Genomic DNA, 24,468 nt, shown 5'->3' on the forward strand with positions numbered 1-24,468 from the left:
CGCCGCGCGTCGGCATGCTCGCCCAGGATGCGGGCCTCCGCTATCCTGTTCGAGTCGAAAGGGATCGCACGCCGTGATGTACTGGATTTTTAAGCACCTGATCATCGGGCCGCTCCTGAAGACGATCTATCGACCCTGGGTCGAGGGATCGGAGAACATGCCGGCAACGGGGCCCGTCATCATCGTGGGCAATCACCTGTCAGTTGTGGACTCCTTCTTCATGCCGCTCATGATCGACCGGCGTGTGTACTTTCTCGCGAAGAGTGACTACTTCAAGGGGCGAGGCCTCACAGGTTGGATCGTCAAGAACTTCATGCTCGCGGTCGGGCAGCTGCCGATCGACCGTTCCGGGGGCAAGGCCTCTGAGGCGTCTCTCAATACCGGATTGTCGGTGCTCGAACAGGGCAACGTACTCGGTATCTATCCGGAAGGCACGCGCAGCCCAGATGCCAAGCTCTACCGCGGCCGCACGGGGGTCGCACGCCTCGTTCTCGAATCGGGTGCACTCGTCGTGCCGATCGTGATGATCGACACCGAGAAGGCGATGCCGATCGGGGCAAAGCTTCCGAAGATCCGCCGTATCGGTACGGTCATCGGTAAGCCGATCGACTTCAGTCGATTCGCGGGCATGAGCGCCGACCGCTTTGTCTTGCGTAGTGTCACTGACGAGATCATGTTCGAAATCCAACGGCTCAGCGGTCAGGAATACGTCGACGTCTACGCTTCCAGCGTACGTGCGGCCCGAAGCGCCTGAAGCCGGGCCGTTCCGCGCAGCTGCGCTGCTCCGCTCCTCTGCTCGATCCGTAGGAAGTCGAGTAGGCTGGAGAGGTTGCGGCGGAGCGTCGCACCACCATTTGAACCTCGGGAGCAATCGTGAGCCACATCGACGGTAGCGGAGCAGCGCAGCGACTCGCGGAACTCGATGAGTACCGCCGCTACGAAGCGAAGCAGCAGCCGAGCTGGCCGGATCCCGCCGCCGCACAGTCGGTCGGAGCCGAGCTCGCCCAGCAGCCGCCGCTGATTTTTGCTGGTGAAGCTGATCAGCTGCGCGAGCGTCTGGCTGTCGCGGCTCGAGGTGAGGCATTCCTGCTTCAGGGCGGCGATTGCGCGGAGACCTTCGCGGGTGCCACCGCTGACAAGATCAGGGACCGGGTCAAGACGCTCTTGCAGATGGCAGTTGTGCTCACCTACGGCGCTTCGATGCCGGTGATCAAGGTGGGACGCATGGCCGGCCAGTTCGCCAAGCCGCGCTCGAGTGATTCAGAGACCCGGGACGGGGTGACGCTTCCGGCCTTCCGCGGCGACCTCGTGAACGGATACGACTTCACTCCTGAATCTCGCACCGCAGACCCGCGTCGACTGCTGCAGGGGTACCACGTCTCGGCTTCGACGCTGAACCTCATCCGTGCATTCACGCAGGGCGGTTTTGCCGACCTTCGCCAGGTGCACGAGTGGAACAAGGGCTTCGTCTCGAACACGGCGAACCAGCGATACGAATCGCTCGCCGCCGAGATCGACCGTGCCGTGCGGTTCATGGATGCCTGCGGAGTCGACCATTCGGCACTGACCCAGACCGAATTCTTTGTGAGCCATGAGGCTTTGCTGCTCGACTACGAGCGCCCGCTCACCCGCATCGATTCTCGAACCGGAGACATCTACGACACCTCCGGGCACTTCCTATGGATCGGAGAGCGGACGCGCGATCTCGACGGTGCGCACGTCGAGTTCCTGTCGAAGGTGCGCAACCCGATCGGTGTGAAACTTGGTCCGACTGCCACCGTCGAAGACGCGCTGCGCCTCATCGACAAACTTGATCCGGAGCGCGAGCCCGGGCGCCTGACCTTCATCACCCGTATGGGTGCTGGCAAGATTCGTGAGGCCCTGCCACCGCTGCTCGCTGGTGTGAAGGACGCGGGTGCGCAGCCGCTGTGGGTCACCGACCCGATGCACGGCAACGGGATCACCTCCTCGACCGGTTACAAGACCCGTCGTTTCGACGACGTCATGGATGAGCTTCTCGGGTTCTTCGAGGCGCACCGCGAGGCAGGCACCTTCCCCGGTGGCATCCATGTCGAGCTCACGGGCGATGACGTAACCGAATGCCTGGGCGGATCCGAGAACATCGATGAGGAGACGCTCGCCACGCGGTACGAGTCTCTGTGCGATCCGCGACTCAACCACATGCAGTCGCTCGAGCTCGCGTTCCTGGTCGCTGAGGAGCTCAAGCGCCTCAGTCGCTAACTCGTCTCCCCTCTACCGGGGGCTTTCCCTTCTACCGGGGGCACCGAGGCGCTGTTCGGCCGGCCAGCGCTCAGAGGTCGATCGTGGCCCGTACTTGCACGGTCGCGCCCTTGCGTACTTGCTCGCCCGCGGCGGGGTCGGTTCCGGTCGCCTTCGCGAACCCTCGGAGTGCGGACGGCACCGCGGTCGTCGGTTCAAAGCCCTCAGCAGCCAGCGCGTCCATGGCATCTTGCAGCGGTCTGTCGGAAATGTCAGGGATCGGGAAGAGCTCAGGCCCGAGTGAGACCCGCAGTCCAACACTGTCACCGGCGCGGAGCGGATCGGTGTTCACCACGAGACCGATGACCTGGCCCTTCTCAACCTGATCGTGATGCGACTCCTCAGCGAGCCCGGGGTCGACGGTGAGTTCCTGCTCGGTCAGTGCGTCCGTTGCCGCTTGCACGCTGAGTCCCGATACATCGGGAATCGGCCCCATCGACAGGATGAGGTCGACCCGTCCCTGTTCGGCGTACTCGTCTCCGAGTTCTTCGCCGTCAGCATCGAGCGCCGCGATGACGGTGCCCGCATCTGCATCGGTGAAGCGCTTGTCCGCCACGTCGCCGACGGAGAAGCCCGCATCCTCGATCGCATGCTCCGCGTCGTCCGCAGTGAGGCCGACGAGGGTCGGTACGGGAAGCATCTCAGGTCCCGCCGAGGCGCACACTTTCACCACGCCGCCGCGGTCGACCCTGGTTCCGGCCTCGGGTTCCGTCCGCACCGCACTGCCGACCGGAACGTCGACGCTGGTGCAAGAGAAATCCTCGGCTTCCAAGTCGAGGTCAGAGAGCGAAGCGTGGGCATCGTCCATAGAGAGTCCGGCGACGTCAGGAACGGTGACCCGTGCTCCAGGGCCCTGGAATATCCACCAGGCGGCACCTCCGGCCAGCAACGCGAGCACCACGATAACGATCGCACTGATCTTGCCGCGCCGCTTGCGTTGGGATGCCGCGTCACGCGCAGCCCCGATTGGTGCGCGAGGCTCGGAAGCCTCGGAAGCCGCGGAGTCCGGCTCCTCGAAGCTCGTTGGCGGCGGGGCCGCCAGGGCATCGCGCTGGGCCTCGTCGAGTACCGTCGTTGCTGGAGTCGCACCGCTCGCGAACTCGTCCGTGGGCAGCACTCGTGTTGCCTGCTGCATCGAACCGGCGCGCAGAGTCGTGAGGTGGTCGAGCACCATGCCGGCGTCCCGGGGGCGAGCGTCGGGATCGCGCTGCGTCGTCCACCGCACGAGTTCGTCAAGTTCCGGACTGATACCTCGTGCGCGGGAGGAGGGCGCCGGAACGTCTGAATGGGCGTGCTGATACGCGATCTGCATCGGCTGTTCGCCAGTGAACGGTTGTGCTCCCGTCAGCATCTCGAACATCATGATGCCGAACGCATAGACATCACTGCGTGCATCGGCGATGCCTCGCGTGACGAGTTCGGGGGAGAGATAGGCGATGGTGCCGAGCAATGCTTGGCCGGTCGTCGTGTTCGCGGATACGGCGCGCGCAAGACCGAAGTCGCCGATCTTGATCCGCCCGTCATCTGCGAGTAGCACATTCTCAGGTTTGAGGTCGCGGTGCACGATGTCAGCGCGGTGCGCCGCGGCGAGCCCGGCAAGCACGGCTTCGGCGATCTCCGTCGCTTGATCCGGTGTGAGACGACGCTGCTGCTTCAGGAGATCGCGCAGGGTGATGCCCGGGAGATACTCCATCACGAGGTAGGCGCGTCCATCGGCGGTGCCCTGGTCGAGCACATTGACGACGTTGGGATGTGCGAGGCGCGCCGCGCTCAGCGCTTCGCGTTCAAAACGCCTGACGAAGTTCTCTTCATCGGCGAGGTGCGCGTGCATGACTTTCACCGCGACTCGGCGTTCAAGCCGGAGATCGCTCGCGAGGTACACCATCGCCATGCCGCCCCTGGCGATGCGCGAACGTACGACGTAGCGATCGTCGAGCGTTCGGCCAATCAGAGGGTCGACGGGAGCGGAGGTCACGTGGAGAGTCTAGTGGAGCGCTGGAATCTATAGAGTTGAGACGTGGCACAGAACATCGATCCCGACACCCCATTCCTGACCGTCCCCGATCTCGTCGAGCTCCTCGGCGTCTCACCCGGCAAGATTCACCGCCTCATCGAGGAGCGTCACGTCGCCGAGGTCCGTATCGATGGCGTGCGGAAGATTCCCGCAGAGTTCGTGAAGGATGGAGAGCCGCTCCCATCGCTGCGCGGAACACTGCTCACGCTGCTCGACGCCGGATTCGCGGAGGAAGAAGCGGTGGCCTGGTTGCTCGCCGACAATGACGAACTCGGGGAGCGGCCCATCGATGCGCTGCGCGCCGGTCGGAAGAGCGGTGTGAGACGTGCGACCCAGGGGCTCGCGTTCTGACATGCGAGTCAGGCCGTTGCCGGCCGATCGTGCAGTGATCGCCCGCCGGCTGCCCGTCGAGAGTGGCGTCAAGCGGCTCGCTGCGTCGCGCGCTCGGCGAGGGCCGCGAGGCGTTCGGCGGCAGTGCGCTCGATCGGCGCGCTCTGCAGCGAAATGACGGCGCGTTCGACGTTACGCGAGATCATCTCTTCGACGCGTCCCACGGCTCCGCTCTCGCGGATCGTGCGTTGCAGCATGGCGATCTGGTCTCGGTCGAGTTCGGGCGTGCCGAGCAAGTCATCGAAGATTCTCGCCTGCGTGTGCGGGAGGTGTTGCCGCGCCAGGGTCACGAGAACAGTGCGCTTCCCTTCGGCGAGATCGTCACCGGTCGGTTTCCCCGTGAGCTCCTCATCGCCGAACACTCCGAGCAGGTCGTCACGGAGTTGGAAGGCCACGCCAACGGGCAGCCCGAAGTTTGCGAGCGCGTCTTCTTGGGCGGCGTCCGCGCCGGCGAGCGCTGCACCAATGAGCAGCGGGGCCTCGACACTGTACTTCGCCGATTTGTAGACCAGCACACGCGTGGAGCGCTCCAACTGCACCGCATGCTCGGCGAAGACCGGCTGCTGCTCCTCGAGCACATCGAGGTACTGGCCGATCGCGACCTCGCTGCGCATGCGATTGAAATGCTCCCGCGCCGCCTGAGCGGCGTGTCGGTCGGGAGTGTCGTCGCACACCTGTTGGAAGAGCTCGTCGGCCCAGGATTGCAGCAGATCGCCAAGCAGGATCGCGCCCGCGATCCCGAAGTGATGCGCCGAACCGCGCCAGCGGTGCAGCTCGTGCATCGCTGCCAGACTGCGGTGCGAGGCGGGGCGCCCTCGGCGGGTGTCAGAGCGGTCGATGACATCGTCGTGGATCAGCGCTGCGGCATGGAACAGCTCCAGTGCGCATGCGGCATCAAGCACTCGTGAGAACTCGGCCTCGACGCCGTCGTCGATGTCGAGCGGACGCACTGCTCGGTAACCGAGTGTGGCGAACTGTGCGCGGAAACGTTTGCCTCCGATGAGGAAGCCGACGGCCTCGTCGAGCAGGGGAGCGGCATCGGGGCCGAGTGGTTCGAGCAACCTGCGCTGCTCGGCCAGCCGGTCGGAGATGCGCTCCTGTATAAGGCCTGCGAGTCGAGTCGTTTCTTGCACGCTCACTAGCCTATCCCGGCAGGTGACGGCTAGACTTGGGGCAGAAGATTCACCACCATCGAGGGGGCCGTGATGGCGCTGTCAGAGCGAGAGCAGCAGCTGCTCGAAGAGATGGAGCGTCACCTCTATCAGAGTGAGGCTGACGTGGTGCAACCGAGCGCTCGTCGCTCCGTCAATTACCGTTCGCTCGTGCTCGGCATCATCGTCGCGCTCGTCGGTATCGGTGCATTGATCGGCGGGGTTGCCGCGCAGCAGCCCTGGCTCGGCGTTGTGGGCTTCATTGTGATGCTCGGCGGCGTGCTGCTGGCATTCGGTCGTGGAGGGTCTGCAGAGGCCTCCGAGGGTGCCGAGCGCCCGGGGGGCCGTTCCGAGCGAGTTGCGAAGGAATCGCTGAGCGACCGCATGAGCAAGCGCTGGGATCAGCGGATGGATGGCGAGCGGTAACTGAAGACGCGAAGCGTCTGAGGTCGCCGCTCGGCCCGGCTACAGCCGGGGCCCACGGAGCGAAGCGCTAAAGGGGCCGGTAGCTGTGGAGCGGTAGGTCAAGGCGCGCGAGATGTGCAGGGATCGTGGTTTCGGCCACGGTCCCTTTTTTTGCGTTTTGAGCGCGGTGTTCATGCGCGTCCTCTGAAGAGCAGTTGAACACTCCACTTTGCTCCACGTCGACCTTCCTGCTGGTCTGCCGCCTGATCCTGCGTCGTCAATTTCGCGATGATTCTGCGGATCTTAGAGCCCTGCGGGGTGCGCTCAGGTTCGTTCTCGTCTGCCGTATCGACGATCGTCAGCGTACTTTTCTGCCCAAAAATCGGTGGAGTGGAGGAAAAGTTCATAAAAGTGGAGTGAAGTGGAGTAAAGTGGCGATCACGGTCATCGACGGGCGAAAGGAGCACCGATGTTTCTCGGTACTTTCACGCCCAAGCTCGATGACAAGGGGCGGTTGATCCTCCCGTCGAAGTTCCGTGATGAGCTTGCAGACGGCCTCGTGATCACTCGCGGTCAGGAGCACTGCCTGTACGTCTTCAGCGAGCAGGAGTTCGGCGAGATGCATGAGCGCATCCGGCAGGCACCGATCACGTCGAAGCAGGGTCGCGACTACCTGCGTGTGTTCCTGTCAGGAGCTCACGCGGAAACGCCTGACAAGCAGAGCCGCGTGACGATACCTCCGGCACTGCGCGCATACGCGGGACTTGACCGGGAACTCGCAGTGATCGGTGCGGGTACTCGTGCCGAGATCTGGGACGCAGAGGCCTGGGAGCAGTATCTGACCGCTCAGGAGAGTGCCTTCGCCGAGATCGAGGAGGAGGTGATTCCGGGCATGTTCTAGCCCGGAATGGATATGGAACACCTCGATACCCGCGACGCCAGCGAACTGCACGTTCCCGTGCTGCTCGAGCGCTGCCTCGAACTTCTCGCGCCCGCCATCGAACATGCCGGTGCGGTCGTGGTTGACGCGACCCTTGGGATGGGCGGACACACCGAAGCCCTGCTCAATGCGCACCCTGAACTCACAGTCATCGGACTCGACCGAGACGCGGAAGCGTTGCGGCTCGCGGCGCGGCGCCTCGCGCCCTTCGGAGAACGCGCGGTGCTGGTGCACGCGGTCTACGACGAAATTGCCGAGGCGGTGCGGGGAGCTGGATTCGAGCGTGTCGATGGCGTGCTCTTCGATCTCGGTGTGTCGTCCCTCCAGCTCGACGAGGCCGAGCGAGGCTTCGCCTACGCCCAGGATGCTCCGCTCGACATGCGTATGGATCAGGAGCGGGGTGAGACTGCGGCCGATGTGCTGCGCACGGCTCCCGAAGGACGACTCCGGGCAATCTTCGAGCGGTACGGCGAGGAACCGTTGGCCGGGCGTTACGCCCGCGCGATCATCGCAGCCCGTACCGAAGCGCCCATCGAACGCAGCGGGCAGCTGGTCGACATCCTGCAGCAGGCGACGCCCGCCGCAGTACGGGACCAGCGGCACCCTGCCAAGCGTGTGTTCCAAGCTCTGCGGATCGAGGTGAACGGTGAGCTCCAGGCGCTGGAGCAGGCCGTTCCCGAAGCCATCGAACTGCTCGACGTCGGAGGTCGGATCGTCGTGATGTCATATCAATCGCTCGAAGACCGCCTCGTGAAGCGTTCACTCGCGGCTCGCAGCAAATCGACGGCACCTCCCGGGCTGCCGGTCGAGCTTCCCGAGCACCGCCCCGAACTGCGTCTGCTCACCCGCGGAGCCGAGGTCGCCTCCGACGAAGAACGCGAGCGCAATCCGCGTTCGATCCCGGTGCGCCTGCGTGCCGCTGAGCGGGCGAGGGCTGCCTGATGGCCGGCGAAACCGCACAGATCATGACGAATCGGTTCGACCGGAGTGCACTGCTTCAGGCAAGCGGCGCAGAGCAGAAGGCCACGCCGCATGAAGCTCCGCGAGAGCGACGTCCTCACCTGCGCATCGCCGAGTTGGCGTCTCAGCAGAAGGGCGCTCGACGCAGCCCGATCGCCGCAGCGCTGCTGGTGGGCGCGATCCTCCTCGCGATTCTCGCCACCCAGCTGGGCCTCAGCATCGTGATCTCCCAGGGTGCATACGAGAAGCGCGCACTGGAACTTGAGCAGCGCGATCTGCTGCGCGTCGAGCGCGTCCTGACTCAGAACGTGCAGAAGCTCGCATCGCCGCAGAACCTGGCCGACAACGCCGCTGAGCTCGGCATGGTGCAGAACCTGAACCCCGCCTCGCTTCGTCTGAGTGACGCCGCGGTGCTGGGGTCGCTCGACTCCAAAACCGAAGCCGTCGGCGAGAACACGGTGCCGAACGCCACCCTCGAGTCGATGCCGGTCGTAGATGCGGAGGGCCTCCTCGTGCCGCGATCAGGGCAGGTCGGCGCGGATAGCGCAGTATCGACGCAACCCCCGGTACCGTGGAAGGGCAAGCTGCCGGCGCCCACAACGCACTAGCCGATCTCGATACCGGCAGTACCGGATCGCGACGGGCTCAGCAGGTGCGAAACGAGCGAAAGCAGCGAACGGAGTCAGCGGAATGATGAGAGCGAGTGCACGACCCAGGTTCCGCAGAGCCGTCGCACTGCTCGTCATCCTGCTCACCGCCCTGATCTTCGTGTTCCGACTGGTCGATCTGCAGGTCGTCTCCGCTGCGGCGCTGAACGAAGAAGCGAAGGACAAGCGGGCAGTTCCGGTCTCGATCCCGAGTCTGCGAGGGGACATCGTCGACCGCAACGGCGTCACGCTCGCCACGACCGACGAGCGTTACGATGTGCAACTCTCGCCCAAGAACACGCGGCTCAACAACGGCAAGTTCTACCGGCCGAAGGACGACCAGGGTGTGGCCACCGTCGAGGTGACCGCCAAGCAGGCCTTTGCCGAGATCGGCGAGATCACGGGCCAGTCCGCTGCCGAGATCGAGGAGATCGTCGACGACGCGCTCGAAGAGAATCCGAAATCGGATTTCGCCTACGTGAAGCGGGCTGTCGACCTCGGGTCGCTGAACCGGCTCAAGGAGTTGCGGATCCCCTGGCTCACGTTCGAGAGCCATCACACCCGGAGCTACCCGAACGGAGCAGTCGCCGGCAATATCATCGGGTTCTCCGGCTTCGAGGACGTGCCGCAGTCGGGCGTCGAGGTGTCGCAGGATGCGTGTCTGACCGGGGAAGACGGGGCAGAGACCTATGAGCGGGGAGCCGACGGGGTACCTCTTCCCGGAAGTGTTGTCATCGCGAATGAGGCAGTCGATGGAGGGACGGTCGAGCTCACGATCGATCGTGACCTCAACTGGCAGGCTCAGCAGACCGTGAACGCGAAGGTCGATGAGTTCGATGCCGAGTGGGCGCGTGCCGTCGTCATGGACATCAAGACTGGCGAGCTGCTCGCCGTCGCCGAGGACGGATCGGTCGACCCGAACGACGTCGATGCCGGGGATCCTGCCAAACGCGAGGCGCGCTCGTTCGTCGATCCGTACGAGCCCGGGTCGACCTTCAAAACCATCACCGCAGCTGCCCTGATCAATGAGGGCGTCGCCAATGCCGCGACTCGGAACAGCACCCCGGACTACTGGGAGCCTGAACCCGGGGTGCGCTTCAGCGACTCGTTCGTGCACCCTCCCATGAACTGGACGCTTGCAGGCATCATGGCGAATTCTTCGAACGTCGGCATCTCGGCGCTCGGTCGAAACCTGTCGGAGGAGAAGCGCTACGACTACCTGCAGAAGTTCGGAATCGGTGCGGCAACCGATGCCGGGATGCCGGTTGAGGACACGGGAACGCTGCATCCGGTTGAGGATTGGGATCGCCAGACCTCGTACAACACCATGTTCGGACAGGGCTTGTCGTCGACCATCGTGCAAACGGCCGGGGTCTTCCAGACGATCGCGAACGGTGGCGTGCGCGTACCTCCGAGCATCGTGCGCAGCTGCACGGACGCAGATGGAACCGAGCACGTGCTCGAGCACGGTGATCCGGTGAATGTGGTCTCTGAGGATACGTCGAAGCAGATGCTCGACATTCTCGAGACCGCCGCTGCACAGGAATGGATCCAAGACACGATCGATCTGCCTGGCTACCGCATCGCCGGCAAGACCGGCACGGCGGAGCAGTCGGACGGGCAGGGCGGTTATCGCGCCGATTACGTGCACAGCTTCGCCACGATCTTCCCTGCCGAGGACCCGCAGTACGTCGCGGTAGCATCGATTGGTTATCCGAAGTCGGGTAATGGTGGCGTCGCCGCCGTGTCCACGGTCGGCGAGGTCATCGAAGCGATGATTCGCAACTACAACCTGCCGCCGTCGAGCGGTAAATTCGAGCCGCTTCCGCTCGAGTACTGATCGCAGACGAAAGCCGAGGAGTTAAGCCACCGATGAGCGCCGACGACGTGCTGAGCATTCGCCCCCTGAACCCCGAGCCCTGCCGGTTGGGGGAGCTGAGCCGACGCTTCGATCTGACCGTGGCGAACTCTGACGTGCTCGGTCCTCTTGCGGCGACGGGGGTCACGCTCGATTCGCGCGATGTGCAGCCCGGAGACCTCTACGTCGGTCTCCCGGGGGCCCGGCGGCACGGCGCAGAGTTCGCCGCCCAGGCGAAGGAACGCGGCGCGGTCGCCATGCTGAGCGACGCGGAGGGTGCACGGATCGCGGCCGACTCGGGCCTTCCGGTGCTGGTGACCTCCGGCGGGCCCCGGGAAGTGCTCGGAGAGGTTGCCGCAGCCGTCTATGGCACTGGCAGGATCGGCGGCACTGGCAGGATCGGCGCGGCCGAAGGCGGCGTTCCCGTCTTCGGCGTCACCGGCACCAATGGCAAGACGAGTGTCGTGTATCTACTCGCCGAGCTGCTGCGGGCCGCAGGGCTTCGTCCGGGACTGAGCTCCACTGCCGAGCGCCGGGTCGGCGATACCGTGATCCCATCGAACTTGACGAGCCCCGAAGCGCCGGAGCTGCACGGACTGCTCGCACGCATGCTCGAAGAGCAGGTGGAAGGCATCGCCCTCGAGGTCTCGGCGCACGCAACCGCCCGACACCGCGTGGACGGGGTGCATTTCGATGTGGTCGCCTTCAACAACTTCTCCCAGGATCACCTGGACGACTTCGGCGATCTCGAAAGCTACTTCGCAGCTAAGCAGCTCCTGTTCACCCCAGCGCACGCTGAGCGCGGCGTTGTCGTGGTGGATTCCGATCATGGTGCGCGCATGGCGAGAGAATCCCGGATCCCGGTGACCACGCTTGCCACCGAGTACGGCCGCGACGCCGATTGGCACCTCGCAATCACCCGACAGGACCTCGATGGTGTCGGGTTCGTGCTGCAGGGCCCGGAGGGTGCCAGGTTCCGCGGCAGTGTGCCGGTGTTCGGGCGGTTCATGGCGGAGAATGCGGCGCTCGCGCTCATCATGCTGCATGAGGCGGGGATCCCGATCTCGCAGGTGGAAGCAGGGCTTGAGCACGGGCGTATTCCGGTCTACATTCCGGGCCGGCTCGAGGAGATCTCGGAGGGAGGCGGCCCGCGTTTCTACGTCGACTACGGGCATACTCCCGGGGCTTTCTCGGCGATGCTCGATGCGCTCGGCGAGGTCGCTCCCGGGCGGGTGATCTTCATGTTCGGTGCTGACGGTGACCGCGATACGACCAAGCGTGCGGAGATGGGCCGGATCGCTGCGGCCGGCTCGGACGTGCTCATTGTCTGCGACTACCACCCTCGCACCGAAGATCCGGCGGCGATCCGCGCACAGCTCATTGCCGGGGCGCGTACAGCGAATCACGCAGAAATCATCGAGGTCGCCGACCCGCGTGAGGCGGTGCGGCACGCGGTTTCGCTCGCTCGACCCGATGACGTTATTCTGTATGCCGGTCCCGGTCACGAGGACTATCAGGAGGTCGACGGGCAGCACCTGCCGTACTCGGCTCGCGAGGAAGTACGCGGAGCACTCCGCGAGGCAGGATTGCTGCAGTGATCGAACTCACACTGTCCGAAGTTGCCGAGGCGGTATCGGGACGTCTCGTTGGTGGCGACGCCGATCGGGTGGTCTCGGGCGAATCGCAGACCGACTCGCGCGAGGTGAGTCCCGGGCAGATCTTCTTCGCACGGCGCGGTGAGGAGACTGACGGTCACCTGTTCGCCGGTCAGGCTGTCGCAGCCGGTGCCGCGTTGCTCGTCGTCGAGCGTGAGCTCGACGAGCAAAGTCTCCGTGTCGAGCGTGAGCTCGATGCAGAGGTTCCCCAGATTGTGGTGGAGGACGCGACGATCGCGCTCGGCGCTCTCGCGGGCGAAGTGGTGCGTCGAGTCAACGCCGAGGGCAAGCTGACGATTGTCGGCATCACCGGTTCGAACGGCAAGACGACGACAAAGAACCTGGTCGAGTCGATGGCCGAGCGCATCGGGCCGACGGTCGCGTCGGCGAAGTCCTTTAACAATGAGGTCGGCGGGCCGCTCACGATGCTGCGTGTCACCGGTGAGACTCGAACGCTGGTCGCCGAGATGGGGGCCAGTGCGGAGGGCGAGATCGCGAGGCTGACCGCGATGGCACCGCCCCATATCGGTGTGGTGCTGTCGGTGGGTCTCGCGCACGCGGGCGAGTTCGGCGGTATCGAGACGACATTCCGAACGAAGAGCGAGATGGTTCGGGATCTTCCGGCCGGTGCCGTTGCCGTGCTCAACCGTGATGATCCTCGTGTCGCGAAGATGGCGGAGCTGACGCGTGCCGATGTGCTGTGGTTCGGTCAGCACCCGGAGTCGGATGTTCGCGCGAGCGATATCGAGTCCGACGCGAGCGGCACCAGTTTTACCCTGCATGTCGGCGGTGAGTCCCTCCCGGTGCGCTTCCGCGTGCTGGGGGAGCATCACGTCATGAACGCTCTTGCCGCCGCCGCGGTCGGCTCCCGCCTCGGGCTCAGCGCCAGACAGATCGTGGAGGTGCTCGAGGCGGCGACACTCGCGGCTCCCGGTCGCATGGAGGTGCTCGGTGGACGCGATGAGATCACCATCATCAACGATGCCTACAATGCGAGCCCGGACTCCATGAGCGCTGCGCTGCGCACGCTCGCCCAGATCCGACGCCCGGAGGGGCGTTCAGTCGCGGTGCTCGGCGCGATGAGCGAACTCGGGGAGTACTCGATCGATGAGCACATCAGAATCGGCCTGCAGGCGGTCCGTCTGCGCATCTCCGAACTCGTGGTTGTCGGACGGGAGGCTCGGGACCTGCACATCAGTGCGATCAACGAGGGATCCTGGGACGGTGAGAGCGTGTTCTTCGAAACGCAAGATGAGGCGTTCGACTACCTGCGCGAAAACTTGCGTACGGGGGACACTGTATTGGTGAAGTCCTCGAACGCGGCCGGGTTGCAACGACTCGGTGACCGACTGGGGGAGGCCTACGCATGATCGCACTGATGATCGCCGGTGGCTTCTCGCTGCTGTACTCGCTGCTGCTCACCCCCGCGTTCGTGCGCGTCTTCAACCGCCTGCGCTGGGGTCAGCCGATTCGCGTCGATGGCCCCAAGGAGCACGAGGTGAAGCGGGGCACGCCGACCATGGGCGGCCTCATATTCCTGTCGGGATCGATCCTCGCCTATTTCGTCGGCAAGCTCGTCATGGGAGAGACGCCGACGCCGTCGGCACTGCTCGTGATCCTCATGGCCGCGGGGGCCGGCCTCGTGGGCTTCGTCGATGACTTCATGAAGGCCAGGCTCCAGCACTCGGCGGGCCTGAACGGATGGGCGAAGATCGTCGGCCAGATCCTCATAGCCGTCGCTTTCGCGCTGCTCGGCATCAGGTTCGCGAACGAGGCCGGGGTGACGCCCGCCTCGACGAACATCTCACTGTTCAGAGACTTGCCTTTCGACTTCATGATGCTCGGTTCCGTCGTCGGCATCGTACTGTTCATCATCTGGATCATGGTCATCGTCACGGCGACGACGAATGCCGTCAACGTCACTGACGGGCTCGACGGGCTTGCCGCCGGTGCGGGTATTTTCGCGTTCGGCGCCTACCTCGTGATCGGATTCTGGCAGTCGGCTCAGAGCTGCGCCGTCACGCTGAACGAGCAGGGCTGCTACGAAGTGCGCGACCCGATGGATCTCGCAGTCATCGCCGCAGCCTTCCTCGGAGGTCTCGCCGGTTTCCTGTGGTGGAACACCAACCCGGCGCAGGTGTTCATGGGAGACACCGGGTCGATGGGCATCGGCGGAGCGATCGCTGCGCTCGCGATCCTCACCCGCACCGAACTGCTGCTCGTGCTCATCGGCGGGCTGTTCATCATTGAAACCGGCTCGGTCATCGTGCAGCGCCTGTACTTCAAGGTCACCAAGGGCAAACGCATCTTCTTGATGAGTCCGATTCACCACCACTTCGAGCTCAAAGGGTGGGCCGAGGTCACCGTCGTCGTGCGTTTCTGGATGATCTCGGGCCTGTTCGTCGTCGTTGGCATCGGACTTTTCTACGCAGAATGGGTGCTGCAGCAATGACGACGACACAGGAGCGAGTGCTCGCACTGACGAGCTGGCACGATGACTGGGCAGGCCTGCGCGTCGCCGTGCTCGGGCTCGGAGTGACCGGCTTCTCGGTGGCGGATACGCTCGTGGAACTCGGCAGTCGCGTGCGGGTCATCGCGGGTGCTCCGGATCCCGAGCGGGAACGACTGCTCGACGTCATCGGCGCCGAACGCTTCACCGGAGGCGATGACGAGCAACTCACCGATCTCGTCGCGTTCGAGCCGGAGCTTGTGGTGGTGTCGCCCGGCTATCGGCCCGATCATCCGCTCACGACGTGGGCACTGGAGCAGGGCGTCGTGGTCTGGGGAGACATCGAACTCGGGTGGCGGCTGCGCGACAAGACGCCGCGGATCGCGGATTGGATCTGCATTACCGGAACGAACGGGAAGACCACGACCACCCAGTTGACGGCGCACATGCTGGTCGCCGGTGGTCTCCGCGCGACACCCGCGGGCAATATCGGTACGCCGATCCTCGACGCGCTCCGCGACCCTCAGGGCTACGACGCCATCGTCGTCGAGCTCTCGAGCTTTCAGCTCGAACGCCTCGGGGAGATCTCTCCCTATGCGAGTGCGTGCCTGAACGTGGCGGATGACCACTTGGACTGGCACGGTGGCCCGGATGCCTATCGCAGCGCGAAGGGCAAGGTCTACCGGAACACGCAGATCGCCTGCGTCTACAACCGGGCCGATGCGGCGACCGAGCGCATGGTCGAAGAAGCCGACGTCGTCGAGGGTGCCCGCGCCATCAGTTTCGGTCTCGACAGCCCTCCGCCGAGCGGGTTCGGGCTCGTTGACGACCTGCTCATCGACCGAGGGTTCCACGCCGAGCGCCGGGAGTCCGCATTCGAGCTCGTCTCGCTCGACGAACTCGGAGAACGGCACCTCGCAGCACCGCACATGGTGCAGAACATTCTCGCCGCTGCGGCGCTCGCGCGAAGTCGCGGTGTCGAACCGGCGGAGATCGCGGAGGCGATCCTCGCCTTCGAACCCGATGCGCACCGTGCACAGCACCTCGGACGACTCGACGAGGTCATCTGGATCGACGACTCCAAAGCGACGAACGCGCACGCAGCCGATGCGTCGTTGCGTGCGCTCGACCGCGTGGTCTGGGTGCTCGGAGGGCTCCTCAAGGGGGTCGACATCGGAGATCTCGTGGCCGCCCATGCGCACCGATTGCGGGGCGCCGTGGTGATCGGGGTCGATCGAACTGAAGTCGTCGCAGCGCTCGCGGCGCACGCACCCGGCGTTCCCGTAGCCGAGGTCGACGCCGGCGACTCTGATGAAGTCATGCTGCAGGCCGTTCGTGAGGCTGCCGCAATCGCCGAATCAGGCGATACCGTGCTGCTCTCACCGGCCGCCGCGTCGATGGATCAGTTCACCGACTACGCGCATCGCGGGCGCTGCTTCCAGGCGGCGCTGAGCGCGTATAGCCGGGAGTAGCCGATGAATTCGTCGGACGACAGCACCGGAGGGAGCGCACTCGGGCGGCTGCGCATCAGACTGGGCGGGCAGGCGAGCGGTGGGCCGAACACGCTCGTCGTGTCGCTGTACACGATCACACTGTTGCTCGTCGCCTTCGGCCTCTTCATGGTGCTCTCCTCGTCATCGATCAGTTCGTATCTCAGCGACCGCGGCTTCTTCGGCGCGTTCTGGCAGCAGGCGACCTTCGCGCTGATCGGATTGCCGTTCCTCATCATCGCCGCAAGAATGCGCATCGCCTTCTGGAAGCGATGGGCGTGGCCTCTGCTGGGGCTCGGGATCCTGCTTCAGGTGCTGGTCTTTACCCCGATCGGCGTGGAGGTGTACGGCAACAGGAACTGGATTCAGCTCGGGCCGGTCAGCGCGCAGCCCTCTGAAGCGCTGAAACTCGCGCTCATCGTATGGATCGGTGCCATCTTGGCGAAGAAGGAGCCGTTGCTGCACGACATGAAGCACGAACTGATCCCGATCGTGCTGCCGGGCGCCATCCTCTCACTCGGACTCGTGATGCTCGGACACGATCTCGGTACCGCCATGATCATGGGTGCTGCAGTCGTCGGCGCGATGTACTTCGGAGGCGTGAGCGGGCGATCTCTAGCACTCATTGCAGCTGGGGCACTCGTTTCCGTCGGGCTGTTCGTGCTGACGAGCCCGAACCGACTCGCGCGTATCACCGCCGCCGGCGATGACTACAGCGGTCTTGATTGGCAGCCATTGCACGGCACCTGGGCCTTGGCGGGCGGCGGCATCTTCGGGGTCGGTCTCGGCGGTTCGAAGGCGAAGTGGTCGTGGCTCCCGGAAGCCGACAACGACTACATTTTTGCGATCATCGGTGAGGAACTGGGATTGATCGGGGCGCTGCTCGTCATCGCGATGTTCGTCGCACTCGCAATAGTCATGCTGCGTGTGATTGCCAAGACGCGCGATCGTTTCGGCCGCGCAGTGGTCGGTGGCATCCTGGTGTGGATCGTCGGTCAGGCCTTTGTCAACATCGGCGTAGTCACCGGCGTGTTTCCGGTGCTGGGTGTGCCGCTGCCACTCATCAGTTCAGGAGGTACGGCGCTCATCGCCTGTCTCACTGCGATGGGCGTAGTAATTTCGATTGCACGGGATACGACGGCGCAGGACTCCGAGCCAGCGGGCGCCGGAGAAAGGATTCCATGACCACCTATCTGCTAGCAGGCGGCGGAACCGCCGGCCACGTGAATCCGCTGTTGGCGCTCGCGGACCTGATTCGGGCAGAGGAACCCGATTCGGAGATCGTGGTGTTGGGCACTCGCGAGGGGCTGGAGGCCCGACTCGTGCCTGAGCGAGGTTACGAACTGTGCACGATCGAGCGTCTGCCGTTCCCGCGGCGCCCGAATCTGGCCGCCCTGCGCTTTCCGCGACGATTTGCCAGTGCCGTGACTGAAGTGCGTGCGATCGTTCGTGAACGAGGCGTGGACGTGGTCGTGGGGTTTGGCGGTTACGCTGCAGCACCGGCATACCGTGCGGGACGGGCGGAGAACGTGCCCGTCGTCATTCACGAGGCGAATGCGAAACCGGGGCTTGCGAATAAGCTCGGTGCGCGCAGTACTCCCTACGTCGGCGTGACCTTCGCCGGAACGCCCATCCGAGGCGCTCGGGTCACGGGCATGCCGCTGCGCCCTGAGATCACCGGCCTTGACCGTATGCGGTTGCACGCGTCGGCCCGAACGCACTTCGGGCTCGACCCGGAACTACCGACTCTGCTCGTGACCGGAGGGTCCCTCGGGGCCCGCGCCATCAACCGAGGCATCTCCGGATCTGCTGCCGAGATCGTTGCTTCGGGGGCGCAGGTGTTGCACGTCTGGGGTGGCCTCACCGAGCTCGAAGATCCGGAGATTCCGGGCTATGTGGTCGTCCCGTACTGCGATCGAATGGATCTCGCGTTCGCGGCGTGTGACCTCGCGGTTTCACGCGCAGGATCGACGACCGTCAGTGAGCTCGCCGGTCTCGGGGTGCCGGCGATCCTCGTTCCGTACACCTCGGGAAACGGCGAACAGCGATTCAACGCGCGAGGCGTCACCGAAGCCGGGGGAGCGCTGCTCGTGGAGGATGCCGAACTCACTCCGGAGTGGGTACGCGGCGTGCTGCTGCCGCTTCTGAACGACCGTGCACGCCTCGATGACATGTCGCGGCGCGCCCAGACCGCCGGCGCGCTCGACGGAACTGAACGGCTTCTCGAACTGGTACGCGAGGCCCTGGCCGCGAGCTAAGCCGCTTCAGAGCGTGGGAGCGCTACGCTTGACGGGCACTGGCACAGGAGGAGCTGAGATGATCTATCCCGACCTCGAGATGGAGATACCCGAAGAACTCGGGCGCGTCCACTTCGTCGGCATCGGCGGCTCTGGCATGAGTGGTATCGCCCGCATGATGCATCGGGCCGGAGTGTCGGTGACCGGGTCCGACCGCAGCGCCAACTACAGCACCGCTGCGCTCGAGGAGCTCGGAATCCCGGTCGCGATCGGGCATGACGCCGCACACGTGGGGGAGGCCGACACGCTCGTCGTCACCGGTGCGCTCTGGGAAGACAACCCCGAGTACCAACGCGCATTGGCACTTGGGCTGCCGGTGCTCCACCGTTCGCAGGCCCTCGTCTGGCTCGCACGGGGCAAGCGTGTCGTGGCGATCGCCGGCGCTCACGGCAAGACCACTTCGACTGGGATGGTCGTGACCGGTCTGCTCGGTATCGGTGCTGATCCGTCGTTCGTGAACGGCGGCATCATCGAGTCGCTGGGTGTCTCGTCGGCTCCGGGTACTGATGACCTGTTCGTGATCGAAGCAGACGAGAGTGACAAGTCGTTCCTGCTCTACGACACGAGTATCGCGCTCATCACCAATGTCGACCCGGAGCATCTCGACTTCTATGGGTCGCGCGAAGCGTTCATGCAGGCTTTCGTCGACTTCGCTCGTGGGGCGCGGGAGACGGTCGTCATCTCGGCAGACGACCCGGGTGCCCGGGAAGTGCTCGACCTGCTCCGAGCCGAGGGCGGGATGCCGCTGCGTACGTTCGGAGAGGACCCCGATGCCGACGTTCGCATTCTTGAGATCGACGACTCGGGGCCGGTGCGATTTGAGGTGGAGATCGACGGGCGCCGCTACTGGGGAGGGCTCTCGGTCTACGGCAGGCACAACGCGGTCAACGCGGTCGGAGCGCTCGCGGTACTGACCGGTCTGGGGTATGAGCCTGCATCGGCGCTCGAGGCGATCGGCGGTTTCGGCGGGACGAAGCGACGTTTTGAGTTTCATGCTGAGGTCGGTGGGGTGCGAGTCTACGACGACTACGCTCACCATCCGACCGAGGTCGCGGCGCTGCTCGATTCAGCACGCGCAGTCGCAGGCGATGGACGACTGATCGCGATCCATCAACCGCATCTCTTCAGCCGCACGCAGCACTTCCACCGTGAGTTCGCCGAAGTGCTGGAGAGCGGGGCCGATCATACGGTCGTGCTCGCCGTCGACGGCGCTCGCGAGGACCCCGTTCCCGGGGTGACCGGAGAACTCGTGTCGAACGACTTCGTCGACGCTTCGCGAGTGGCCTATCGTCCGGAGTGGCAGGACGCCTCCGACTACCTGGCCACTATCGCCCGCCCCGGCGACGTCATGGTCACGATGAGCTGCGGGACCGTCTATCGGATCATCCCGCAGGTCATCGACGCGCTCCGCGACCGCTTCGATGCGGAGCCGGCCGAGCAGTGAAACGGCCAGGCGGGTTCGACGGGGCGATCGAGCCCGAAGAACCGTCCGCGCTCGAAGAGCGTCAAGTGTACGACGCAGCCGTGGAGCGGCCGGAACGACCGGAGCGCGATACGGGCGGCGTGACGCGACTGTTCCGTCGGAGATTTCCTCGAGGCACGCCGTCGGATATGGACGCGACTGCCGCAGACGGTGCCGACTCGGACGAGTTCGACGATGTCTCTGTGCCGTTCATGAACAGGCGAGGCTCGGAAGTGGAGGCATCGGAAGGAACGCACACCGATAGTGTTCCCACCGAGGCGCTCGATGAGCTCGATCGGCTTCGTGATGAGGACACGGAAGCCACGAGAGAACTCTCCCGTACCCCAGCGGTCGCCCCAGTGGGTCGACGAATGCTGGGGGCACTTCCCGTACTGCGTCGCAGGCAGGACGAGGATCCGGTGCGCACTGCGGAGCGCGACCTCAAGCGCGCCGAGCGCGCTCGCCGCAAGCAGCAGCGACAGGAACGCCGCAGGTTCTCGGTGCAGGCGCGGCGCAGGCGTCGGAACTGGCTCATCGCTGCGGGCGCAGTGGGCGCGCTCGTGCTCTTCGTGCTCGCAGGAGTGGTCACTCCGCTGATGGCCGTGCGCGACATCCAGGTTGCTGGGGCCTCGCTCGTGAACGCGGACAATGTGGAGGCGGCGCTCGAGAAGTTCGAGGGAGTGCCACTCGCGCTCGTCGATGATGCCGAAGTGCACCGTGCACTGGAGCCCTTCCCGTTGATCCAGCGCTATGCGATCGAACGCGTCCCGCCGCACTCGCTGATCGTGCGGATCGAGGAGCGTGTTCCCGTGATCGCGCTCGAGCAAGACGGCGAGTTCGCACTCCACGATCCGGCAGGTGTGCTCCTCGCAGTGTCGGGCGAGCGGCCCGAAGGAGTTCCGCAGGGTAAAGGAGCGCTCGCTGATGTGAGTTCGCCGGCCTATGCCAGTGCGGGGACGGTGCTCCGCGACATGCCGGCCAAGCTGAGGAAACGGGTGGTCGAGGTCTCGGCGACCAGTCCGCAGGACCTCACGCTCACGCTGGATGACGGGGTAAAAGTGCTCTGGGGTGACGCCGAACAGACCAACCGGAAAGCCGTCGTGCTCACCGCGATGGTGGATGCGCTCAAGGACCGCACGGTCGAAGTCATCGACGTCTCGTCGACGGAGGCGCCGGTCTTCCGCTAGACACCGTCCGTACCGGTGGTACGCTCCGGCTGTGAGGGAGCAACGAAGTCTCTGGCGGCTGACCGTAGCCGGCGCCATGGTCGTGGGCACGGCATTCGGGCTCAACCGCTATGCCTACGGGGGAACCCTCCCGGAATTGCGCAGCGAGTTCGGCTTGGGCGAGGTGCTGCTGGGCGTGATCGCCGGAGGGTCGCAGGCCGGGTTCCTGATCGGCCTGTTCCTCGCGATTCCGCTCGCTGCGCGTTTCGGACCGCGTGCACCCACCACCCTCGGAGGGGTGTGCGGTGCCATCGGAGCAACCCTCGTGTGCACGGCCCAGACGCCGACACTGCTGGCAACCGGTGTGCTGCTCGCAGGCAGTTCGTCCGGCCTGGTCTGGGCACCATACAACGACATCGTCGCAGCGGCCGCGCCTGAGCATCTGCGGCCGAGGATGCTGGCGGTCATCAGCACCGGGACGGCGGTTGGGCTCGCGCTTTTGGGATCGCTGCTGGCCGTCGTGGTGCCCTGGAGAGGTGTCTGGGCAGTGGCCGCGATCTGCGCGACCGTGGCCGCACTCCTCAACCTGCGGTGGGTGCCGAAGACACGGGGCCGTTTGCAGCCGATGCTCGATGGCGTGCGCGATCCGACACCCGCACGGGAACGATTGTTCCGTCGCGCCGCTCTCGCCCCGCTCATCTACACGGTGTTCTTATTCGTGGTGGTGACCGCTTACTTCACGTACGCGGCCGATGCCGCGATCGCCGCCGGTGCGGGTGAGCGTTCAGCGGGAGTGATCTTCATCGTCTTGGGCGTAGTCGGAATATCGGGCGCGTTCGCCGGAGATTGGTGTGTGCGCTTCGGCACTCCGTTCATCGGAGTGTTGACGCTGTTGGGGGTGGGGGCAGCCTGCGTCGTTCTGGGGTTGCTGACCGACAGCCTGCTGGGAATCATCGCCTCGGCGCTGCTGGCAGGTACGGGATATTGCGTGAGTGGTGCAGTGCTCGCGGTCTGGTCGGCGGAGACGTATCCCTCGCGGCCGGGTGAGGGATTTACCTTCGTGCTGGTGGTCGGCCTGCTCGGCGGAATCGCTACTCCGCCGATGATCGGAGCCTTCCGATATCTTCTGGACCTTCCGACGATCCTCATCGGGGCCGGCGCGATCGTCGTTGTGGTGGCGCTGGTGCTGGGCGCGACGACTCGCGGGCCTCGCAGAAGTCGGTATGTGAATCGTGCCGACGCGCGGCGTGTCTGAAGGTGAGAACAGGGGCCTGCACTTAGCTTGGTGGTCAGGAAATGTATACCCGAATACTAACTTTCACCTTGAAGTAGAGGTTGAAGGTCGAGGGGGAGGACCCACGTGTCAGCGAACCAGAACTACCTCGCAGTGATCAAGGTTGTCGGAGTCGGCGGCGGCGGGGTCAATGCCGTCAACCGCATGATCGAGCTCGGCCTCCGTGGTGTCGAGTTCATCGCGGTGAACACCGATGCCCAAGCACTGCTGCTCAGTGACGCAGATGTGAAGCTCGATGTCGGACGCGAGCTGACGCGCGGTCTCGGTGCCGGCGCGGATCCCGAGGTGGGGCGTCGCGCCGCCGAGGACCATGCCGAGGAGATCGAGGAGGCGCTCACCGGCGCCGACATGGTCTTCGTCACCGCTGGTGAAGGAGGCGGTACCGGTACCGGTGCCGCTCCAGTAGTCGCTCGCATCGCGAAGTCGGTCGGCGCGCTGACGATCGGTGTCGTCACTCGGCCCTTCAGCTTCGAGGGCAAGCGGCGCGCGGCCCAGGCCGATGCCGGTGTCAACGCCCTCCGCGAGGCCGTCGACACCCTCATCGTCGTGCCCAACGATCGCCTGCTCGAAATCAGCGAGCCCGGCATCAGCATGATCGAGGCCTTCGCGGCTGCCGACCAGGTGCTGCTCGCCGGTGTTCAGGGCATCACCGACCTCATCACGACGCCCGGACTCATCAACCTCGACTTCGCGGATGTGAAATCCGTGATGCAGGGAGCGGGCTCCGCCCTGATGGGTATCGGATCCGCGCGGGGCGCCGATCGCGCCATCAAGGCAGCAGAGCTGGCCGTTGCCTCTCCTCTGCTCGAAGCATCTGTGGAGGGGGCGCACGGCGTGCTCCTCTCGATTCAGGGCTCCTCGAACCTCGCCCTCAGCGAGATCTACGAGGCCTCTTCGCTCGTGCAGGACGTCGTGCACACCGAGGCGAACATCATCTTCGGCACCGTGATCGATGACACCCTCGGCGATGAAGTGCGTGTCACCGTGATTGCGGCGGGATTCGATGCCGACCCTGCTGGGCGGCCGCAGCCCGAGGTTGAGAGGGGCCGCCGTGGCAGCCATGTCGAGACGCTCGAAGAAGCCGCTGCGCAGGATCGCGGTTCGAACGCTCCCGCTACGTCTGCAGGCCGCACCGAAGAGGAGCCGACGACCGGCGAATTCGGCGAGGTCATCTCTCACCCTCCCGTCGAGGCGCAGATGTCGGACCCGGCATTCGACGGCGAAGACCTGGACCTCGATATCCCCGAGTTTCTCCGGTAGCACGTGGACGCGGTGAACGGAGTGGTGCCGACGTACCCCGGGCTCGAGGAGCGGTTGCTCCGCGTGCGCGGGGAGATCGCTGAGGCCGCCTCGTCCGCCCGGCGCAGCCCCGATGAGCTGACGCTGATCGTGGTGACGAAGTTCCATCCGGCATCGCTCGTGGAGGCGCTCGCCGAGCTCGGTGTCCGAGCCGTCGGAGAAAACCGTCACCAGGAAGCGCAGACGAAGGCCGCGGAACTCGGGCACCTTGATCTCGAATGGCACTTCATCGGCCAACTCCAGGGAAAGAAGGCGCGTCAGGCCGCGGGGTATGCGCATGCGATTCATTCGATCGATCGCGCTCGCCTCGTCGACCCGCTCGACCGTCTCGCCGAGGAAGGCGGGCTCGCGAAGCCGATCGACGCCTTCGTGCAGATCAACATGACCGATGATCCCGGCCGTGGAGGAGTTGCGCCGGACGGCCTCGAATCGCTCGCGCAACGCGTACTCGAATCGCCGGCGCTCCGTCTGCGCGGAGTCATGGCAGTCGCACCGCTCGACGAGACGCCTGCCGCGGCCTTCGAGCGGCTGGCCGGATATTCGGAGCGGATTCGGAGCATCGCTCCAGATGCCGATGCAATATCGGCAGGGATGACGCACGACTTCGCCGAGGCGATCGCAGCCGGAGCGACACACCTGCGAATCGGCAGCGCAATCACGGGCAAGCGCCCGGAGCCCCGTTAGTCTCGATACAACGCATCGTTGGGAGAA

General features: G+C 65.1%; 21 protein-coding genes. 19 read left to right on the forward strand and 2 right to left on the reverse strand.

Annotated features, from left to right (window positions below; genetic code table 11):
- Positions 1-73: 73 nt before the first annotated feature.
- Complete coding sequence (locus ACUYV6_RS02945; protein WP_449277163.1) at positions 74-754, forward strand: lysophospholipid acyltransferase family protein; 681 nt, start codon at positions 74-76, stop codon at positions 752-754.
- Between the two features lie 128 nt (positions 755-882).
- Positions 883-2,241, forward strand: coding sequence for a class II 3-deoxy-7-phosphoheptulonate synthase (locus ACUYV6_RS02950; protein WP_449277546.1), 1,359 nt, complete (start codon positions 883-885; stop codon positions 2,239-2,241).
- A 70-nt stretch (positions 2,242-2,311) separates the two neighbouring features.
- Here ACUYV6_RS02950 and pknB read toward each other — a convergent pair whose 3' ends face one another.
- Positions 2,312-4,255, reverse strand: coding sequence for a Stk1 family PASTA domain-containing Ser/Thr kinase (gene pknB / locus ACUYV6_RS02955; RefSeq protein ID WP_449277164.1), 1,944 nt, complete (start codon positions 4,253-4,255; stop codon positions 2,312-2,314).
- Positions 4,256-4,297: 42 nt separating this feature from the next.
- Between pknB and ACUYV6_RS02960 the strand changes: the two genes are divergently transcribed.
- Complete coding sequence (locus ACUYV6_RS02960) at positions 4,298-4,645, forward strand: Rv2175c family DNA-binding protein (RefSeq protein ID WP_449277165.1); 348 nt, start codon at positions 4,298-4,300, stop codon at positions 4,643-4,645.
- A gap of 68 nt (positions 4,646-4,713) precedes the next feature.
- On the opposite strand, the gene ACUYV6_RS02965 is transcribed toward ACUYV6_RS02960, so the two are convergent.
- The gene (locus ACUYV6_RS02965; protein WP_449277166.1) at positions 4,714-5,817 is read right to left on the reverse strand and encodes a polyprenyl synthetase family protein; all 1,104 of its coding nucleotides are present in this window, start codon (positions 5,815-5,817) and stop codon (positions 4,714-4,716) included.
- 72 nt (positions 5,818-5,889) lie between these two features.
- Here ACUYV6_RS02965 and ACUYV6_RS02970 point away from each other — a divergent pair, with 72 nt between their 5' ends.
- The 16 genes from ACUYV6_RS02970 to ACUYV6_RS03045 all read left to right on the forward strand — a co-directional run bounded on the left by ACUYV6_RS02970 (position 5,890) and on the right by ACUYV6_RS03045 (position 24,441).
- Complete coding sequence (locus ACUYV6_RS02970; RefSeq protein WP_449277167.1) at positions 5,890-6,261, forward strand: DUF3040 domain-containing protein; 372 nt, start codon at positions 5,890-5,892, stop codon at positions 6,259-6,261.
- Between the two features lie 448 nt (positions 6,262-6,709).
- On the forward strand, positions 6,710-7,141 hold the full coding sequence (mraZ, locus tag ACUYV6_RS02975; RefSeq protein WP_449277168.1) for a division/cell wall cluster transcriptional repressor MraZ: 432 nt from the start codon (positions 6,710-6,712) through the stop codon (positions 7,139-7,141).
- 12 nt (positions 7,142-7,153) lie between these two features.
- Positions 7,154-8,122: a 16S rRNA (cytosine(1402)-N(4))-methyltransferase RsmH gene (gene rsmH / locus ACUYV6_RS02980; protein WP_449277169.1), complete on the forward strand. Its 969-nt coding sequence runs from the start codon at positions 7,154-7,156 to the stop codon at positions 8,120-8,122.
- A complete protein-coding gene (locus ACUYV6_RS02985; protein WP_449277170.1) occupies positions 8,122-8,748 on the forward strand; it encodes a hypothetical protein in 627 nt (208 codons plus the stop codon). Before rsmH ends, ACUYV6_RS02985 begins: the two co-directional genes overlap by 1 nt.
- Positions 8,749-8,830: 82 nt before the next feature.
- On the forward strand, positions 8,831-10,627 hold the full coding sequence (locus ACUYV6_RS02990) for a peptidoglycan D,D-transpeptidase FtsI family protein (protein ID WP_449277171.1): 1,797 nt from the start codon (positions 8,831-8,833) through the stop codon (positions 10,625-10,627).
- 32 nt (positions 10,628-10,659) lie between these two features.
- Complete coding sequence (locus tag ACUYV6_RS02995) at positions 10,660-12,243, forward strand: Mur ligase family protein (protein WP_449277172.1); 1,584 nt, start codon at positions 10,660-10,662, stop codon at positions 12,241-12,243.
- Complete coding sequence (locus ACUYV6_RS03000; protein ID WP_449277173.1) at positions 12,240-13,670, forward strand: UDP-N-acetylmuramoyl-tripeptide--D-alanyl-D-alanine ligase; 1,431 nt, start codon at positions 12,240-12,242, stop codon at positions 13,668-13,670. Before ACUYV6_RS02995 ends, ACUYV6_RS03000 begins: the two co-directional genes overlap by 4 nt.
- The gene (mraY, locus tag ACUYV6_RS03005; protein ID WP_449277174.1) at positions 13,667-14,752 is read left to right on the forward strand and encodes a phospho-N-acetylmuramoyl-pentapeptide-transferase; all 1,086 of its coding nucleotides are present in this window, start codon (positions 13,667-13,669) and stop codon (positions 14,750-14,752) included. Before ACUYV6_RS03000 ends, mraY begins: the two co-directional genes overlap by 4 nt.
- Positions 14,749-16,221, forward strand: coding sequence for a UDP-N-acetylmuramoyl-L-alanine--D-glutamate ligase (gene murD, locus ACUYV6_RS03010; protein ID WP_449277175.1), 1,473 nt, complete (start codon positions 14,749-14,751; stop codon positions 16,219-16,221). The genes mraY and murD overlap by 4 nt, the downstream gene beginning before the upstream one ends.
- Positions 16,222-16,224: 3 nt before the next feature.
- Positions 16,225-17,424: an FtsW/RodA/SpoVE family cell cycle protein gene (locus ACUYV6_RS03015; protein WP_449277176.1), complete on the forward strand. Its 1,200-nt coding sequence runs from the start codon at positions 16,225-16,227 to the stop codon at positions 17,422-17,424.
- Positions 17,421-18,497 carry a UDP-N-acetylglucosamine--N-acetylmuramyl-(pentapeptide) pyrophosphoryl-undecaprenol N-acetylglucosamine transferase gene (locus ACUYV6_RS03020; RefSeq protein ID WP_449277177.1) on the forward strand — a complete coding sequence of 359 codons (1,077 nt, stop codon included), beginning with the start codon at positions 17,421-17,423 and terminating at the stop codon, positions 18,495-18,497. Before ACUYV6_RS03015 ends, ACUYV6_RS03020 begins: the two co-directional genes overlap by 4 nt.
- A gap of 58 nt (positions 18,498-18,555) precedes the next feature.
- The gene (gene murC, locus ACUYV6_RS03025; protein ID WP_449277178.1) at positions 18,556-19,980 is read left to right on the forward strand and encodes a UDP-N-acetylmuramate--L-alanine ligase; all 1,425 of its coding nucleotides are present in this window, start codon (positions 18,556-18,558) and stop codon (positions 19,978-19,980) included.
- Positions 19,977-21,185, forward strand: a complete 1,209-nt coding sequence (locus tag ACUYV6_RS03030; RefSeq protein ID WP_449277179.1) for a cell division protein FtsQ/DivIB — start codon at positions 19,977-19,979, stop codon at positions 21,183-21,185. Before murC ends, ACUYV6_RS03030 begins: the two co-directional genes overlap by 4 nt.
- 31 nt (positions 21,186-21,216) lie before the next feature.
- Positions 21,217-22,419, forward strand: a complete 1,203-nt coding sequence (locus ACUYV6_RS03035; protein ID WP_449277180.1) for an MFS transporter — start codon at positions 21,217-21,219, stop codon at positions 22,417-22,419.
- Positions 22,420-22,524: 105 nt separating this feature from the next.
- On the forward strand, positions 22,525-23,718 hold the full coding sequence (gene ftsZ, locus ACUYV6_RS03040) for a cell division protein FtsZ (RefSeq protein ID WP_449277181.1): 1,194 nt from the start codon (positions 22,525-22,527) through the stop codon (positions 23,716-23,718).
- Between the two features lie 12 nt (positions 23,719-23,730).
- Positions 23,731-24,441 (forward strand): YggS family pyridoxal phosphate-dependent enzyme, encoded by a 711-nt coding sequence (locus ACUYV6_RS03045; protein WP_449277182.1) that lies wholly within the window; start codon positions 23,731-23,733, stop codon positions 24,439-24,441.
- Positions 24,442-24,468: the final 27 nt, after the last annotated feature.

This window comes from Leucobacter sp. GX24907 (genome assembly GCF_053567335.1).